15 protein-coding genes are annotated in these 16,162 nt (G+C 62.3%); 10 read left to right on the forward strand and 5 right to left on the reverse strand.

What is annotated here, in order from left to right:
- Window positions 1–197: 197 nt before the first annotated feature.
- Window positions 198–470, forward strand: a complete 273-nt coding sequence (locus tag VMA74_RS15115) for an XAC0095 family protein (protein ID WP_325368396.1) — start codon at window positions 198–200, stop codon at window positions 468–470.
- Window positions 471–587: 117 nt separating this feature from the next.
- Here VMA74_RS15115 and VMA74_RS15120 read toward each other — a convergent pair whose 3' ends face one another.
- Window positions 588–2,714, reverse strand: a complete 2,127-nt coding sequence (locus VMA74_RS15120) for a M13 family metallopeptidase (protein WP_325368398.1) — start codon at window positions 2,712–2,714, stop codon at window positions 588–590.
- A gap of 330 nt (window positions 2,715–3,044) precedes the next feature.
- On the opposite strand from VMA74_RS15120, the gene VMA74_RS15125 reads away from it, so the two are divergent.
- Both VMA74_RS15125 and VMA74_RS15130 read left to right on the forward strand, forming a co-directional pair.
- Complete coding sequence (locus tag VMA74_RS15125; protein ID WP_325368400.1) at window positions 3,045–4,688, forward strand: alkaline phosphatase family protein; 1,644 nt, start codon at window positions 3,045–3,047, stop codon at window positions 4,686–4,688.
- 103 nt (window positions 4,689–4,791) lie between these two features.
- A complete protein-coding gene (locus VMA74_RS15130) occupies window positions 4,792–6,408 on the forward strand; it encodes a multicopper oxidase (protein WP_325368401.1) in 1,617 nt (538 codons plus the stop codon).
- A gap of 13 nt (window positions 6,409–6,421) precedes the next feature.
- On the opposite strand, the gene VMA74_RS15135 is transcribed toward VMA74_RS15130, so the two are convergent.
- Entirely contained in the window at window positions 6,422–8,215 is a 1,794-nt protein-coding gene (locus tag VMA74_RS15135; RefSeq protein WP_325368423.1) for a M14 family metallopeptidase, read from the reverse strand.
- 2 nt (window positions 8,216–8,217) lie between these two features.
- Window positions 8,218–8,886 (reverse strand): DUF502 domain-containing protein, encoded by a 669-nt coding sequence (locus VMA74_RS15140; RefSeq protein ID WP_325368403.1) that lies wholly within the window; start codon window positions 8,884–8,886, stop codon window positions 8,218–8,220.
- A gap of 108 nt (window positions 8,887–8,994) precedes the next feature.
- On the opposite strand from VMA74_RS15140, the gene VMA74_RS15145 reads away from it, so the two are divergent.
- Window positions 8,995–9,516, forward strand: coding sequence for a sigma-70 family RNA polymerase sigma factor (locus VMA74_RS15145; protein ID WP_325368405.1), 522 nt, complete (start codon window positions 8,995–8,997; stop codon window positions 9,514–9,516).
- 2 nt (window positions 9,517–9,518) lie between these two features.
- Window positions 9,519–10,187: a hypothetical protein gene (locus VMA74_RS15150; protein WP_325368407.1), complete on the forward strand. Its 669-nt coding sequence runs from the start codon at window positions 9,519–9,521 to the stop codon at window positions 10,185–10,187.
- A 397-nt stretch (window positions 10,188–10,584) separates the two neighbouring features.
- On the opposite strand, the gene VMA74_RS15155 is transcribed toward VMA74_RS15150, so the two are convergent.
- Complete coding sequence (locus VMA74_RS15155; RefSeq protein ID WP_325368409.1) at window positions 10,585–11,037, reverse strand: DUF4442 domain-containing protein; 453 nt, start codon at window positions 11,035–11,037, stop codon at window positions 10,585–10,587.
- A gap of 64 nt (window positions 11,038–11,101) precedes the next feature.
- On the reverse strand, window positions 11,102–11,968 hold the full coding sequence (trxA, locus tag VMA74_RS15160; protein ID WP_325368411.1) for a thioredoxin: 867 nt from the start codon (window positions 11,966–11,968) through the stop codon (window positions 11,102–11,104).
- A gap of 152 nt (window positions 11,969–12,120) precedes the next feature.
- Here trxA and VMA74_RS15165 point away from each other — a divergent pair, with 152 nt between their 5' ends.
- From VMA74_RS15165 to VMA74_RS15185, 5 genes are all read left to right on the forward strand, one after another.
- Window positions 12,121–12,771 (forward strand): paraquat-inducible protein A, encoded by a 651-nt coding sequence (locus tag VMA74_RS15165; protein ID WP_325368413.1) that lies wholly within the window; start codon window positions 12,121–12,123, stop codon window positions 12,769–12,771.
- The gene (locus VMA74_RS15170; RefSeq protein ID WP_325368415.1) at window positions 12,768–13,391 is read left to right on the forward strand and encodes a paraquat-inducible protein A; all 624 of its coding nucleotides are present in this window, start codon (window positions 12,768–12,770) and stop codon (window positions 13,389–13,391) included. The genes VMA74_RS15165 and VMA74_RS15170 overlap by 4 nt, the downstream gene beginning before the upstream one ends.
- Window positions 13,384–15,087: an intermembrane transport protein PqiB gene (locus VMA74_RS15175; protein WP_325368417.1), complete on the forward strand. Its 1,704-nt coding sequence runs from the start codon at window positions 13,384–13,386 to the stop codon at window positions 15,085–15,087. Before VMA74_RS15170 ends, VMA74_RS15175 begins: the two co-directional genes overlap by 8 nt.
- Window positions 15,084–15,698, forward strand: a complete 615-nt coding sequence (locus VMA74_RS15180) for a PqiC family protein (RefSeq protein ID WP_325368419.1) — start codon at window positions 15,084–15,086, stop codon at window positions 15,696–15,698. Before VMA74_RS15175 ends, VMA74_RS15180 begins: the two co-directional genes overlap by 4 nt.
- Before the next feature lie 145 nt (window positions 15,699–15,843).
- On the forward strand, window positions 15,844–16,162 hold a 319-nt coding region (locus VMA74_RS15185), incomplete at its 3' end, for a class I tRNA ligase family protein (protein ID WP_325368421.1).

Here is a 16,162-nt window from a genome sequence, read left to right on the forward strand (position 1 = left end):
GCACCCGCACGCCTTCGTGCTCCCACCCCGGTGCATTTTTCCTACTTCACCGCCGCGCACACTGCGCCGCGTCGAGCCAAACTGGGCATTCGTCAAAACGGAAGCAGCTGATTCCGATGTAGCGAGCAGGATTTTTCCTGAAAGCCCTTCACGCCGCGCGCAACACGCGGCGTGACCTAAGCGTGTGGAGAAACACCATGAAAGACATGCAAGGCGGCCCCTGCGGACCGCAACTGTATCTATTGTCCAGCGACGGCTACGAAAGCCTGAAACACCTGCAAGACATGCTGACCCTGATGGCGCACATCACCTATAACGAGGACAACGCCGAGAACGGCAACGGCGTGATGACTATCGGCCGCGCCGAGCTGTATTTCATCTTTGAAGCGATCAACGCAAAGCTTGACGAGGTGTTGGAGAAGTTAGGCGATGAGAATTGGCTGGGCACCGGCAGCCATATGTGGCAGTAATGATGGCGGCAGGCATGGCGATGCCGGGATTTCATCCCAGCCCAGGTGGCTTGCGATAAGAAAAAAGCCCTGCATTTGCATGCAGGGCTTTGGTTTCCGATCCGAAGATCGTGCGGCTTACCAGATCTTCACCTGCTTGTCGCCGTCGCGGACCATCGCATCGCCAGGCTTGCACTGGAACGCTTGGGCAAACGCCGGCATGTTGGACGGCGCACCGATGGCGCGCAGCGAAGCGGGCGCGTGCGGGTCGATGTTGAGGTACAGCTCGGCCTGCTTCTCGCGCGTGTTGTTGCGCCATACGCGCGCCCAGCTCAGGAAGAAGCGCTGGTCCTGCGTGTAGCCGTCGATCTTTTCCTGCGCTTCGGCGGGGTTCTTCTTCAGCGCGTCCTGCAGCGCGTCGTACGCCACGTTCAGGCCGCCCAGGTCGGCGATGTTTTCGCCCAGGGTCAGCTGGCCATTGACGTGCAGGTCCGGCTTGTCCTTGAGCGGTGCGTAGGCGTTGAACTGGTCGACCAGCTTGCCGGTGCGCGCCTTGAATTGCGCCTTGTCCTGCGCCGTCCACCAGTCGGCCTTGTTGCCGTCGCCGTCGAACTGGCGGCCCTGGTCGTCGAAGCCATGGCTGGATTCATGGCCGATCACCGCGCCGATGCCGCCGTAGTTGATCGCGTCGTCGCCGTTGGGATAGAAGAACGGCGGCTGCAGGATGGCGGCCGGGAAGTTGATGGTGTTGGTGCTGGGGTCGTAGTAGGCGTTGACCGTTTGCGGCGTCATGCCCCACTCGGTGCGGTCGGTGGGCTTGCCGATGTGGCCGATATCCCATTGGTAATTGAACTTGGCGGCGGCCATCACGTCGCCGTAGTAATCGCCTTGCTTGATGTCCAGGCCGTCCCAGCTACGCCAGTGGTCCGGGTAGCCGATCTTGGGCAGGAATTTGCCCCACTTTTCCAATGCCTTCTGCTTGGTCGCATCGCTCATCCAATCCACGTGCTGGATGCGATCCTTCAGCGCGTCGCGCACGTTGGTGACCAGTTCCTCAGCGCGCTGCTTGGCTTCCGGCGTGAATTCCTTGGACACGTACAACTGGCCCAGTGCTTGGCCCATGGAGGCATTCACGGCACCTAGCACGCGTTTCCACAGCGGCTTCTGCTCCGGCTGGCCGGAGAGCGTTTTGCCGTAGAAGTCGAAGCGGTTGTCCTGGAAGGCGGTGCTGAGGTAGGGCGATGCCTCGCTGATGGCATGGAAACGCAGGTATGCCTGCCATTGCGAGATCGGCGCGGTGGCCAGCAGCTTGTCGAACTCGGCGAAGAACTTCGGCTGCGACAGCGAGAAGCCCTTGTCGATGGTCACGCCCTGGGCCTTGAAGAAATCGCCCCAGTTGAAATGCGGGGTGACTTTGTCCGCTTCGGCCACGCTGACGAAGTGATACTGGTTGTCCAGGTCGCGCATTTCGGTGGGCGAGAGCGAGGCTTGCGCGAGCTTGGTCTCGAACGCCAGCACGTCATCGGCCTGCTTCTTGGCGTCGGCTTCGGACACGCCGGTCAGCTCCAGCGATTTGGCGATGTAGCCCTTGTAGGCGTCGCGGATGTCGGCGTACTTCTTGTCGGTGTAATAGTCGCGCGTCGGCAGGCCGAGACCATCCTGATTGGCGTAGCCGATCTGGATCTTGGCGTCCTTGAAGTCGGCGCCGGAGCCGAACGCGAACACCTGCTGGTCGCCCTGCGCAAAGCGGTCGGTAATGTATTTGGCAACGTCGGACGGCTTCTTCAGCGCGTCGATCTGCGCCAGCTGCGGCTTGAGCGGGTCATAGCCGAGCTTGTTGACGGTGTCCTGGTCCATGCCGGCCTGGTACAGGTAGCCGATCTTCTGCTCGATCGAACCGGGGTTGGCCTGTGCGGCGTTCTTGGCCGCTGCGTCGACGATGTCGTGCTGCGTGTTCAGGCTCTTTTCGGCCAGCGCGTCGAAGGCACCCCAGCGGGTGCGGTCCTGCGGAATCGGATTGGCGGCGATCCACTTGGCGTTGACGAAGCCGTTGAAGTCCTGGCACGCGTTGATGGCGGTATCCAGCTCGCTGGCATCGAACACGCTGGCCGGCTTGGCGGCGCTGGCGGTGGTGGATGCCGCGGCCGGCGCGGTGGAGGCAGGAGCCGGGGCGGGTGCCTGTGCTTGTTCCTGCTTGCCGCAGGCGGCCAGGGCGAAGGCGACGCTGGCGGCCAATAACAGTGGCTTCAAATGCTTGATGGTCATGTATATCCCTCTGAAGGTGTCGATGATTCGCCCGCAGGCGCTCCGTGAGCTGGCTGGCCGTTCCTGCAGCACTGCCCATTCGCGGCCATGACCCTCCACGCTAGGCCATAGGTCATGGTGTACCCAGTGTCAAAGGTCAGGGGTGGGGTAGGGCTAGGGTTTTGTCGTTTGTGCGGCAATGCCGAATGCAGACTGTTAGCTGCACCTACGTGGGTTCAACAGCAGCCGCGTGTCGTCGCATGCTTGTTATGCGGCTGTCATCGCCCTTGCCTAAGGTCCCGTGCGTCGCGCTGAGCGGAGCGTGCCTATCGATCACCACTGGAGCCGACCTTGCGTTTTCGTCTTGCCGTTTGCCTTGCCACTTGTTCGCTGGCTGTCTTGTCGGCCGTTGCCTTGTCCGCTCCGGATGACATGGCCGATGCCCTTTCGCCGCATGGGCATAAGCGCGCTGCCACCGCCACGCCGATCAAGCACCTGGTCGTGATCTACCAAGAGAACGTCTCCTTCGATCACTATTTCGGCACCTATCCGCATGCCGCGAACGCGCCGGGTGAGCCGCGGTTCCAGCCGAAACCGGACACGCCGAAGGTCAATGGGCTTACCCAAGCACTGCTCAGCGACAATCCCAACGCGCGCAACGCCGCCAACGGCAAGGGTGCGATCAATCCCTTCCGCCTGTCGCGTGCACAGGCCGCCACGGCCGACCAGGATCACGACTACCAACCGGAGCAGCAGGCGTTCAACCACGGCGCCATGGATCTTTTCCCGAAGTACACCGGCACGGGCGAGACCTTGCCGGGCGGCACGCTCGAACAGAACGGCAGTGGCCAGGTCATGGGCTACTACGACGGCAACACCGTCACGGCGCTATGGAACTACGCGCAGCACTTCGCGATGAGCGACAACAGCTATGGCACCACCTTCGGGCCCTCCACGCCGGGTGCGATCAATCTGATTGCCGGGCAGACCCATGGCGTGAGCGAACAATTGGCCGCCGCCGGTGACGTGGTGGCCGATGGCCAGGGCGGTTATACGCTGGTTGGCGACCCCGATCCGATCGACGATGTCTGCTCCGACTCCAGCGGTGCGCGTGTGCGCCTGAGCGGCAAGAACATCGGCGATCTGCTGAGCGCCAACGGCATTACCTGGGGCTTTTTCGAGGGCGGCTTTGATCGCACCGCGGTGAATGCGAACGGCAGCACGGGTTGCAAGCGCAGCACGCAGTCGGCGGTCACGCATGTGTTGAAGGCCGACTACATTCCGCATCACCAGCCGTTCCAGTACTACGCCAGCACCGCCAACCCGACCCATCGGCGACCCAGCTCGGTCGCGATGATCGGCCACAACGGCGATGCGGCCAATCACCAATACGACATCAACGATTTCTACGCTGCAGTTAAAGCGGGCAACATGCCGGCAGTAAGCTTTCTCAAGGCGCCGGGCTATCAAGACGGTCATGCGGGTTATTCTGATCCGCTGGACGAACAGCAGTTCCTCGTGCACGTGCTGAATGTTCTGCAGCAGCGTCCGGAATGGCGCGATACCGCGGTGGTGATCGCCTATGACGACTCCGACGGCTGGTACGACCACCAGGCTGCGCCGCAGGTCAATGCTTCGCACAGCAGCCTGGATGCACTCAATGCGCCAGGGGTGTGCAATGGCCGCGGCACGCTTCCTGGCGTGGACACCAACCGGCCGGTGCAAGGCCGCTGCGGTTACGGTCCGCGTTTGCCCTTGCTGGTGGTGTCGCCGTGGGCGCGCAGCAACTTCGTCGATCATGCGCTGACCGACCAGACGTCGATCCTGCGTTTTATCGAGGATAACTGGTTGAACGGGCAGCGTGTGGGTGGCGGTTCGTTCGATGCGCTGGCCGGCAGCATCCAGACAATGTTCGATTTCAACCAGGGCAACAGCGCTAAGCGGCGCCTGATTCTGGATGAGCAGACGGGTGAAATGGTTGAGGCATTGCGCTGAGCTGATCAACATGTCATTCCGATGGACATCATTCCGCTTTCGCGGAAACGACGTCCATGGGAGTACGAGGATGCGACGTCAAGCTTAGCCAGGAACTGTTCTCATGCCCTCTTCCCGCCGCCAGTTCCTGCAATGGTCCGCCTTGGGGCTGGGCGCAAGCATGTGGCCGTGGCGTTTGCCTGCGCATGACATGAAACCCATGCCACGGATGGGCGGCAGTACGCTGTGCAAACACCTGGTAGCCGACGACGACCACGCGCTACCGCCTCTGCTCGATCCGGGCCAATTGACGCCGTTTGTCGATCCGCTGCCGCGGCCACCGGTGTTGCGCGCAGGCCATCAAGCGCTGCGCATCGATATGCGCGAAACCGAGCAGCGTCTGCACCGCGACCTGCCGCCCACGCGCGTGTGGACGTACGGCGGTTGCATGCCGGGCCCCACCATTGAAGCGCAAAGCGGCAAGAGCGTGCGCATCGACTGGCGCAACGCGTTGCCGGGCAAACACTTCCTGCCGATCGACCATCGCATCCACGGCGCCGAAGCAAGCCAGCCCGAAGTGCGCGCCATCGTGCACGTGCACGGCGCGCGCGTGCCTACCGCGAGCGATGGCTATCCGGAGGATTGGTACGTACCTGGCCAAGGCCGCTTGCACACTTACCCCAACCGGCAGGATGCCGCGGCGCTCTGGTATCACGACCATGCGATGGGCATCAACCGCCTGAACATCTACGCCGGGATGTTCGGCCATTACCTGTTGCGAGACGAGCACGAGCAATCGCTCGGCTTGCCGCACGGCGAACAGGAAGTTCCGCTGGTCTTGAGCGATCGCTTGCTCACCGCCGACGCGCAGCTTTACTACCCAGTATCCGGCAATAGCCAGGCGCCATGGGTGCCGGAAGTATTCGGCAACGCCATGCTGGTCAATGGCGCGTTATTGCCGTATCTCGACGTGCAGCCGCGCCGCTATCGTTTTCGCGTGCTAAACGCGGCCAATGCGCGCTTCTTCAACCTCAAGCTGCGCGATGGGCGGCCGTTTCTGCAGATCGGCAGCGACCAGGGCTTGCTGGCTGCGCCGGTGACGCAGCGCAACCTGTTCATCGCGCCGGGCGAACGCGCCGATCTTGTCGTCGACTTCGCACCGCTGGCCGGGCAGCAGATCGAGCTGTTCAACGATGCGTTGCCGATTATGCAAATTCGCGTGGGCGATGGCCGGGTGCAGGACAAGAGCAAGCTGCCTGCGGTGCTGCGCGATGTGCCGCGCATGCGCGAATCGGTGGCGGTGCGCGAACGCCTGCTTACGCTCGATGCGTATCAAGACTGCGTGGCCGAGCCGATGCTGATGCTGCTGGATGGCAAACGCTGGCACGAGCCGGTCACGGAAAAACCGGTGCTGGGCAGCACGGAAATCTGGAGCCTGGTCAACCTGACCGATGATTCGCATCCCATCCATTTGCATCTGGTGCGCTTCCAGATTCTGGATCGGCGGCCGTTCGACGCGGGCGCGTGGATGGATTCGCGGACGGTGCGCTACACCGGCCCGGCGCAATCGCCATCAGCGGGTGAAGCAGGCTGGAAGGATGTGGTACAGGCGTGGCCGGGGATGATCACGCGGATCATCGTGCGCTTCGATGGTTATGTCGGCCGTTATGCCTGGCATTGCCATCTACTGGAGCACGAGGCGAACGAAATGATGAGGCCGTTCGAGGTGGTGCCTGCGTAGGCTGGGATGGCTTCTATTTGGTGGCGATGTTCGCCAACTGCGCCGCATCCACCCGCAACACCGGATAAGCGCCCACTTGCTGCACCATGTACCACGGCGATCGCATGAAGAAGAAGTTCAAGCGCGCTCGGCTATCGGCTGCAAACGCCGGATCGTCGTGCAGCTTTTGCGCGAACTCCGCCTTCAGCTTCGGATCCTTCGCCAGCATGTCGCGCGCCAGTTTTTCCAGCACACGCGGCTCGCCGAATTCCTTGGCTTCGAAGATCGCATCCAGATAACCCCAATGCAGCAGCGAATCGGGCGCTTGCGGCTCCAGCAACTGCATGGCGACGTTCGCGGCGCGCTGGTTCATCGGCACGATGACCGAGCCGGCCGGTAGCGTGACTTCCACCGGGTGTGCGTGCAGTGTAAAGCTTTGCAGCATCAGATGCCCTTCAAACGGCTGCGCGGCCCACGTGGGCTGATCGAGCTGATAGGCGGTGGCAGCCACCTCTTTCATCGGATGGCCGATGCGCCGGTAGGCAATGCCGTGTGCGTCCAGTTTGTCGATGATGGTTTTCCATTCGCCCGGCACGACGTAAGCAACGGGCGGCGTGACCGATACGTCCGGCAGCAAGCCATTCCAGTTGTCGATGCGGTAGGTGACCGGTTTGTTCGGGTCGTACTGAATCCAGGTGTCGTGGGAGATATCGCTATGCGTTTGCGTAAAGGCATAGCCTTTCAACTCGAACGGCGTTGGCGTGGGGTCGAGCTTGAACGTCAACGGCACGTGCGCGTGCGCATCGCCGGCGCGAGCGATGGTGTCGGCATCGGCCTGGCGGGTGGCCGCCAGCAGGGCCGAAGGGTTGCGGTTGATGTCGTCCAGCACCACGCGCAGCAGATCGTAAACCGCGTGCACACGTACCGCGTAGGATTTCAGCATATGTGTTTCGATCAACAGCCCTGGGCGATTCTGCAAGGCTGCATAACCGGTCGAGAAACGCGGTCCGGAACCGAAGTTCTCGATACCTTTGCGCGGATCGCGGCCATCCTTGAATTCCAGATAGATCGAGGCCAGGTGGCCAAGCTTTTCATAGGCCGGGATGGCCTGTTCCATCAGCGTGCGCTGCCATGCGGCGATCAGCGGATCGAGCTTGTGCGGGTCCTCGGTGTACCAGGTAAGGTCATACTGGTAATCCGCACCGTCGGTGGTGTGGACGTCGATCAGGAAATCCGGCAGCCAGGCCTGCCATAGCTTCAGCCACGCCAGTGTTTCCGGCGCGTCGGCCTTGATGTAGTCGCGGTTGAGATTGAGGTACTGCGCCTGGCTGCGAAAACCCATGCTTTCCGGGCCGTTCTGGTTGATGCGGTTGTACGGCGAGCTGTGTTCGTGCCCATCCACGCTGTAGACCGGGATATAGACCAGCACCAGGTGATCGAGCAGATGCGCATAGCGGCCGGACACGGCGATGTCGCGCAACAGCATCAGGCCGGCATCCTTGCCTTCGATCTCGCCGGGATGGATGCCGGCTTGCACCAGCACCACAGCTTTATGCGCAGCACGGGCGGCATCCGGGCTAAACCTGCCATCGCCGCTCGCAATCACCACCGTCATGGGGCGGCCTTGCGGCGTGATGCCAAACGTTTCCAGTTTGATCTTGTTCGGTGCGGCCTGCTGCAGACGTTGCAGATAGGCAAGCGTTTGCGCATAGCTGGGCGTGGTGCGGAATTGCGCGGCTTCGGCAGGCGTTATCCATGGGCCCGCCGGGGCGGCGCGGGCACCCATGACGGTCACGGCCAATAAAAAAGCCAGCCACGCGCGACGCATGATCATGAGTGGCTCTCGGTCGACAATACGGCCGGCGCTGCCGGCAAGGTATCGGGCGCCACCGCGCCACCGGAAATGATGAAGGCCATGGCCTGGTCCATGGTCCAGTCGGTAGGCGTCAACTCGTCGAGCGGCACCACTTCCAGGTAGCCGCCGGTGGGATTGGGTGTGGTCGGAATGTACACCGCGGCCATCTCGCGGCCGGTGCCTTCCTCGTGCATCACCCGCGTCACAAAGCCGACCACCTTCATGCCCTTGCGCGGAAAATCCACCAGCACCACCCGCTGCGCGCCGCTGGGTTTGTTCTGCAATACGGTCATCAATTTCTTGGTGCCGCCGTAGATGGTCTGCACCAGCGGAATGCGCTGCAGCAGGCTATCGAACGCGTGCAGCAGTCGCTGGCCGATCATGCGGTTGGCGAGAAAGCCAAGCAGATACAAGGTGACCAGGGTAAGCACTAGCGCCAGCACGTAGGTCATCCAGCCGTGGCTGAGCTGATCGGCCGCCTGCGGCGATACCCAGCCCAACGCACCCACGAACGCCGCCACCAGTGGTGCACCGAGATTGGCCAGAAAGCCCACGATGAACTTGAACACCAGCCAGGTGACCCATAGCGGCATGAAGGTGAGCAGGCCGGTGATGAGATAGCGTTTGAGGCGCAGCGGGGGCATGAGGCAGCTCGGGATGGGAGAGGGCGCACCTATTGTATGCAGTGGCATGGCCGGCTGTGATTTTTTTGCGCACGTTGCGAATAACAGGACAAGTCATGGGAGCGGGGCATGCGCGGACGGGAACAACAGCGGGCATTCGAAACGTTGCTGCGGGAGCATCAGCGCATCGTGTTTAAGGTGGTGTCGGTGTATGCGCGCCATCCGGAAGATCGCCGCGACCTGACGCAGGAAATCTGCGTGCAGTTGTGGCGTTCGTTCCCCCGCTTTGACGAGAAGCGGGCGCGGTTCTCGACCTGGATGTATCGGGTGGCGCTCAATATCGCCATTTCTCAGATGCGCCGGCCGCCGCGGCAGGACGAACGGTTCGAGACGCTCGACCAGCAGCAGCTCGATGCCGTGGGTACGGTCGGCATCGTCGAGCCGGATGAGCGCGTGGAAGTGCTGCATCGCTTTATCGATCTGCTCGATCCGCTTAACCGCGCGTTGATCCTGCTGTACCTGGAGGATCGCGGTTACGGCGAAATCGCCGAGATTCTCGGCATCAGCGAAACCAACGTAGCCACCAAGATCAGTCGTATCAAACAGAAACTTCGCCAACAGATGACAGGCGCCATGCCTGCGGGAGCGTGACGATGGAACTGGAAGAAATGAAAGCCGCCTGGCAGGACTTGAATCAACAGTTGGCGAGGCAGCAGGCACTGAACACCCGGTTGTTCGTGGAAAGTCGCCTCGACAAGGTGCTCCACGGCTTGCGTCCCCTGGTGGTAGGGCAGTGGCTCCAGTTCGCGTTCGGTGTCGTCTTCATGTTGTGGGGCATGGCGTTCTGGGTTGCGCGAACCGATGTGCTGCATTGGGTGGTCGTGGGCATATTGGTGCAACTGTTCGGTATGTCGATGCTGCTGGCGGCTGCGCGAAATCTGCACTTGATTCAGCAAATCGATTACGCAGCGCCTATTGTTGATATTCAGCAACGGCTGGCAGCGTTACGTGCGTGGCGGGTGAAGTTCGAGGGGCCCATCTTTGCGGTGATCGGCTCGCTTGCCTGGATTCCAGTGGTGTTGATGAACATCCAGGAGAGCGCCGATCATGCTTCGGAAACGTTTGATCTGCTTCGTGAGGCGCCATGGTTGTTGCCCAATCTGGTGCTCTGCGGAGGTGTTTCGCTTGTGCTGGTGCTTATCGTCTACTGGATCGCCCGCCGCATCGGATATAGGCGTTGGCTTGAAAACAATTTCGCCGGCAAGAGCGTGCAAAGGGCGGAAGCCATGCTGGAGCAGGTTGCGCAGTTCAGGCAGGAATAGCATGGCCTGAAGGCGTTGGCGAAGAGGGTCGACGTGAGGATGGCGATGTTGGGTTAGCCTTAATGCCACTAACTTAAGCGTCATTGCTCCATAGCTTGCCGCGATTTGCCCCCTCCCCTGCGACAGTAGGGGAGGGCTGGGGTGGGGTTGCTTGTCCTTTGGCGTGCAGCCGAATGGCGCTATGGTTTCTGATAACAGCAAGCCATGTGGCAACGTCGGGCTCTTATCGCTCGCTGCGCTCGCACCCCACCCCACCCCTCCCCTACTTCGCAGGGGAGGGGGTACATCACTACAAGCATCGAGAGACACGCTTAAGTTAGTGTCATTAGGGTTCGCCCCGGATCAAGTCCGGGGCGAACCCCAACCTACGACGGCTCGCGGACCGGCAATGACGTGCTCAGCGATGCCGCGGCTTCAACCGCACATAAAGCTGCTTGCGAACGACTGCGATGACGTCGCCGGCCGCCGTCTTGATCGATACATCAAACCAGCGCAGTACCTTTTCGCCATTCGCGGCGGCGGCGCGCAATTCATCCAGCACGCTGGGTTCGAGCTTGAAGTGCGCATAGACATCCTCGCGGCCCGGCGCCACGAAATCGATGGTTCCCGCCTTGTCCCATACGAAGTGATCCGTACCCAGGTGATGCAGCACCAGCAGCATCCAGAATGGATCGGCCATCGCGAACAAGCTGCCGCCAAATTGCGTGCGTACGTAATTCCGATTCCACGGCCGCAACCGCAACACCACCTTGGCCTCGGTGTAATCCTCATCCAGGCTCAGCAGGCGAATGCCAGTGAACAGGAAGGGCGGCCATAGGTTCAGCAAGCGGCGGAACGTGGATGCGCGCATGGAGGCTCCCAAAAATGGAGCCCGGAATCTACCATGCTTGTGCGTATGTTTTGCCTGGTGGCGTTTAGAACAGCAACGAGGCCATGCGCCGACGATAACGCCCTACCAGCTCGGCATCATCCAGCGTATTAAACGCAGCGAGTAGCCGCTTCTTCGCCTGGCCGTCATTCCAATCGCGTGCTTTCCCCAGCATCAGCAGCCAATGCTCGAGACCGGTAGCGGGGTCATTGCCTAGCAACAAACGCACGCCAAGCAGATCATGCGCCTCCCAATCCTGCGGATTGGCATGGACACGCTGCTGTAACTCTTCCATCGACGGCGTGCCTTCCAGCGAGCGGGCCAGGTCGAGCTGGCTGCGCAGGCGGACGGCGCGCGAATCGGTGGCGAGGTTGGCGGGCAGGGCATTGAGTTCGGATTCGGCGGCGGAGGCGTGGCCGGCTTGGGCCAGGGCAATGGCCAGGTCGAGCTTGAGTTCGGGCCGGTTGGGGTTGGTGGCGATGTCTTGCTGGAGGCGGTTGATGGCCTGTTCCGGCGATTCGGGGGCGAGGTCTTCCGGTTCCTCGTCTTCGGCGTCGCCTTCCAGCGGCTGCACATGTTGTGACAGGAACTGGCGCAGCTGGCCTTCGGGCAAGGCACCGGCGAAGCCGTCGAGGATCTGGCCGTCCTTCACCAGGATGACCGTGGGAATGCTGCGAATGCCGAAGATGCCGGCTAGTTCCTGGTTCTTGTCGACGTCGACCTTGCCCAGGCGGAAGGCGCCGTTGTATTCGACGGCGAGCTTTTCCAGCATGGGACCCAATGACTTGCAGGGGCCGCACCATTCGGCCCAGAAATCCACCAGCACGGGCGTCGTGAGCGAGGCCTGCAGCACCTCGGTTTCGAAGTTGGCCTGATCGACGTCGAAGATGTGCGGGGAGACGGCGGCGTTCACAGTGGGCTCCAAAGGGACTAATCCGAGCAAGTCGGGGCGGTGCGCAGCATATCAAGGGATGCTCTGATTAATTCAGCGCGGCCTGTGATGGATTAAATCAGAGCATTCCAGGTACGGGCGCATTTGCCCCGGATTTGCGAGAATCACAGGTTATGAGCACCACGCCCCCAGCCAGCATGGAACACGCGCAGCAGGCGATGACGTCGGATCTGCTGATCTGCGAGCACTGCGATACGGTCTATCGGCGCCGGCCGCTGGCACGTGGCGAGGTGGCGCGTTGCGCGCGCTGCCATGCAGTGCTGGAGCGCCACCAGCGCATCGGTCTGGATGCGATGTTTGCACTGGTGATCACCGTGATGGTGGTGTTCGTGCAGGCGAACGTGTGGCCGATCATCACGCTGGGGCTCAACGGTACACAGATCCATGCCACGCTGTGGGGCATCATCATCATGATGTGGAAGGATCACTCACAGGTGGTGTCGGTGCTGGCGGCATGCACGCTGTTTTTCTTCCCGTTGTGCAAGATGCTGCTGCTTGGATGGCTGCTGGTCTACGGCCGCAAGGGGCGGCGCGCGCCGGGTTTCGTGCCGCTGATGGTGGTGCTGCATTACATCGCACCGTGGACGATGAGCGAGGTGTTCGTGCTTGGCGTGCTGGTGTCTATCGTCAAGGCGCAGCTGTACTTCGACGTCACGCCCAATATCGGTGCGTTCGCGTACGCGGGGCTGGCGCTGCTGATCACTGTTTTCTCGGGTATCGATCTGCGCCAGCTGTGGGACAAGATTCCGGAGCGGCCGGCATGAGCGCACTGCCGCGTGCGCACGAGCTTGGGCTGATCGGCTGCCACGTGTGCGGGCAGGTTTGCAGGGACAACCAACTGCAGGATCCGGCCTGCCCACGCTGCGGCAGCAGCCTGCATCGGCGCAAGCCCTCCAGCTGCGCACGCACCTGGGCGCTGCTGATCGCCGCATTCATCTTCTATATCCCGGCCAACGTGCTGCCGATCATGCGCACGGTGAGCCTGGGCGACGTGGATGACAACACCATCCTGAGCGGCGTGGTCGAGCTGTGGGTGAAGGGCTCGCCGGACCTGGCCGTGATCGTGTTTACCGCCAGCATCGTGGTGCCCATGCTCAAATTCCTGGTGCTGGCCACGCTGCTGCTGAGTGCGCAACGCGGCACGCCGTGGGCGCGGCGGCAGCGGACGATGCTGTACCGGCTGGTGGAATTCATCGGTTACTGGTCCATGCTGGACGTGTTCGTGGTGTCCTTGCTCACGGCGCTGGTGCAGTTCGGCTTTTTCAGCGAGGTGGCGCCGTTGCCCGGGGTGGTGTATTTCGGCCTCACCGTGGTACTTACCATGCTGGCTTCGCAGAGTTTCGACCCCCGCCTGATATGGGATTGCAAGGACGAAGATGACTGACCAGAACACGCCCAACGTGAGCGGCCCCAACCTGCCCGAACCGGTGGTCAAGCGCCGTCGCGTGAACGCCTCGTGGATCTGGCTGGTGCCGGCGGTGGCGGCGCTGATCGGCCTGTCGCTGGTCATCAATGCCTGGCGGGAACAGGGCCCCGCCATCACCATCAGCTTCCAGACCGCGCAAGGCCTGGAATCGGGCAAGACGGTGGTGAAATACAAGGACGTGGTGATCGGCAAGGTCACCAACATCCGCCTCAGCCCGGATCACAGCAAGGTGATCGTGAAGGTGGACCTGGACAAGCGCGCGTCGGATATCGCGGTGTCCGATTCGCGCTTCTGGGTGGTGCGCCCACGCATCGGCTTGGGCGGCGTGTCGGGTATCGATACGCTGTTGTCCGGCTCCTTCATCGGCGTGGACGTGGGTAAATCCAGCCAGCCGCAGACCGACTTCGTCGGGCTGGAGACGCCGCCGTCCGTGCTGCACGATTCGCGCGGCAAGAGCTTCACCTTGCACTCCGGCGACCTGGGTTCGCTGGATATCGGCTCGCCGGTGTATTACCGGCGCATCCAGGTCGGCCGGGTGGCGTCCTACAAGCTGGACGACAATGGCAAGGGCGTCACGCTGCAAATCTTCGTGGACAGCCCGTACGACAACTTCGTCACCACCGAATCGCGTTTCTGGAACGCCAGCGGCGTGGATGTGACGCTGAGCGCGGATGGCTTGAAGCTCAATACGCAGTCGTTGGCCACGGTGCTGGCCGGCGGCGTGGCGTTCAACGATGCGCCCGGCCCGCATCCTGACGAAAAGCCCGCTGCGGAGAACACCAGCTACACCTTGTTCGATACCGAAGCCAACGCGATGGCCCCGCCGGATGGCGAGCCGCGCTACATCGTCATGCGCTTCGATCAGCCCCTGCGCGGCCTGGCGGTGGATGCGCCGGTGGAATTCCGCGGCATCAATTTCGGCCGGGTGGTCTCCGTGCGCATGGATTACGAGGAGAAAACCAACCAGTTCCCGATCTACGTGGGCGCGTTGATCTATCCCGATCGCCTGGGGCGCGTGCATACCAAGCTGGAGGCCATTGCCAAGTCCCACGGCGACAGCGACGAGTCACAGATCGTCACCACCATGGTGGCGCAGGGCCTGCGTGCCCAGGCGAAGGTAGGCAACCTGCTGACCGGCCAGCTGTTCATCTCGCTGGACATCGTGCCGCATGCACCCAAGGCCACGGACTACAACCCGAATGCGCGTCCGCTGCAGATTCCCACCATCCCCGGCAGCTTTGACAAGCTGCAGGAACAGATGGCGCAGATCGTGGACAAACTCAGCAAGATCCCATTCGACGCCATCGGCAACAACCTCAACCATACGCTGGCCGATCTGGATAGCACCATCAAGCAAGTCAACGGCAACCTGCTGCCCGCCTTCCACGAAACGCTCAAAGGCGCAAACAAGACGCTGAGCGCGGCGAGCCAGACGCTGGGTACGGCCAATAGCGCCTTGTCCGCCGATTCGCCGCTGCAGCAGAACCTCACCGGCACCCTGCAGGAGCTGCAACGCATGGCCCGTTCGTTGCGCGCATTGACCGATTACTTGAACACCCAGCCCAGTTCGTTGATCCGCGGACGCGGCAAGGATGCACCGCTGCCCGACACCGGCACGCCGACCACCAAGCCGCAGCAAGGGAGCAAGCCATGATTCGTATGCGACACGTGATGGCGGCACTGGGGGCGGCAGCGCTGGCGGCGTGCGCCTCGGCGCCGGTGCATTACTACACCTTGATTCCCGCGCCGGACAGCGGGCAAGCCGAGTCGCCCGTGGCGCCGGCAAGCTTCCAGTTCGAGCTGATGCCGGTGGGCGTGCCGGCGCAGGACGACGTGCCGCAATTGGTGGTGCGCCAAGGCGGCCAAGCCGTCGCCCTGCTCAATGGCGAACGCTGGGCCGCGCCGCTGGCCGATGAAGTGCGCGGCGCCCTGGCGGTGGAACTTGCGCGGCGCACCGGCGCGCAGGACATCAGCGGCACCGCGCCCACGCAGGGCAAGCCGGTGCTGCGCATCAAGGTCGATCTGCGGCGCTTCGATTCCTCGCCCGGCAACTATGCGTTGATCGACGCCACCTGGACCATTCGCGAACTCGGCAGCCAAGCCGTGCTCACCTGCAGCAGCCGCATCAACGAAAATGCAGGGCAGGGTTATGCCGGACTGGTGGCAGGGCACCAGCAGGCGTTGGCGACGCTGGCGGGGCAGATCGCCAGTGTGGCGCCGGCCATGGCGATGGGTAGCGTGCCATCGGCTTGTCCGGCTCCGTGACCTTGCTCCCTCCCTGCCAAGGCAAGGGAGGGAGCGTGCCTGCCGCGATCCAAGCACCTCTCCATTTCTGCTAGTCTGCCGGGTCCCACGCAGCGCATGGCGATGGACGCTTGCGCTACCGAATACGCATCAACGGCGCCGGATCATGCAGGACAATCAAGACCAGGGTTCCCCCAACGATTACAACCCGCAGGCGGTGGAATCCGCCGCCCAGCAGTATTGGACCGCGCAGCGCGCGTACGAGGTGAAGGAAGACCCGTCCCGCTCGAAGTTCTACTGCCTGGCCATGCTGCCGTACCCCTCCGGTGCACTGCACATGGGGCACGTGCGCAACTACACCATCGCGGATGTCATCAGCCGCTACCAGCGCATGACCGGCAAGAACGTGCTGCAGCCGATGGGTTGGGACGCATTCGGCCTGCCGGCGGAAAACGCCGCGATCAAGAACCAGACCGCGCCGGCCA

The organism is Dyella sp. (assembly GCF_035508675.1).
Classification (GTDB): Bacteria; Pseudomonadota; Gammaproteobacteria; order Xanthomonadales; family Rhodanobacteraceae; genus Dyella_B.

Excerpts from the sequence above, each read along its gene's own strand:
- VMA74_RS15115 (WP_325368396.1), top strand. The coding sequence starts at position 198 with ATGAAAGACATGCAAGGCGGCCCCTGCGGACCGCAACTGTATCTATTG.
- VMA74_RS15120 (WP_325368398.1), bottom strand. The coding sequence starts at position 2,714 with ATGACCATCAAGCATTTGAAGCCACTGTTATTGGCCGCCAGCGTCGCC.
- VMA74_RS15130 (WP_325368401.1), top strand. The coding sequence starts at position 4,792 with ATGCCCTCTTCCCGCCGCCAGTTCCTGCAATGGTCCGCCTTGGGGCTG.
- VMA74_RS15135 (WP_325368423.1), bottom strand. The coding sequence starts at position 8,215 with ATGCGTCGCGCGTGGCTGGCTTTTTTATTGGCCGTGACCGTCATGGGT.
- VMA74_RS15140 (WP_325368403.1), bottom strand. The coding sequence starts at position 8,886 with ATGCCCCCGCTGCGCCTCAAACGCTATCTCATCACCGGCCTGCTCACC.
- VMA74_RS15145 (WP_325368405.1), top strand. The coding sequence starts at position 8,995 with ATGCGCGGACGGGAACAACAGCGGGCATTCGAAACGTTGCTGCGGGAG.
- VMA74_RS15150 (WP_325368407.1), top strand. The coding sequence starts at position 9,519 with ATGGAACTGGAAGAAATGAAAGCCGCCTGGCAGGACTTGAATCAACAG.
- VMA74_RS15155 (WP_325368409.1), bottom strand. The coding sequence starts at position 11,037 with ATGCGCGCATCCACGTTCCGCCGCTTGCTGAACCTATGGCCGCCCTTC.
- VMA74_RS15165 (WP_325368413.1), top strand. The coding sequence starts at position 12,121 with ATGAGCACCACGCCCCCAGCCAGCATGGAACACGCGCAGCAGGCGATG.
- VMA74_RS15170 (WP_325368415.1), top strand. The coding sequence starts at position 12,768 with ATGAGCGCACTGCCGCGTGCGCACGAGCTTGGGCTGATCGGCTGCCAC.
- VMA74_RS15175 (WP_325368417.1), top strand. The coding sequence starts at position 13,384 with ATGACTGACCAGAACACGCCCAACGTGAGCGGCCCCAACCTGCCCGAA.
- VMA74_RS15180 (WP_325368419.1), top strand. The coding sequence starts at position 15,084 with ATGATTCGTATGCGACACGTGATGGCGGCACTGGGGGCGGCAGCGCTG.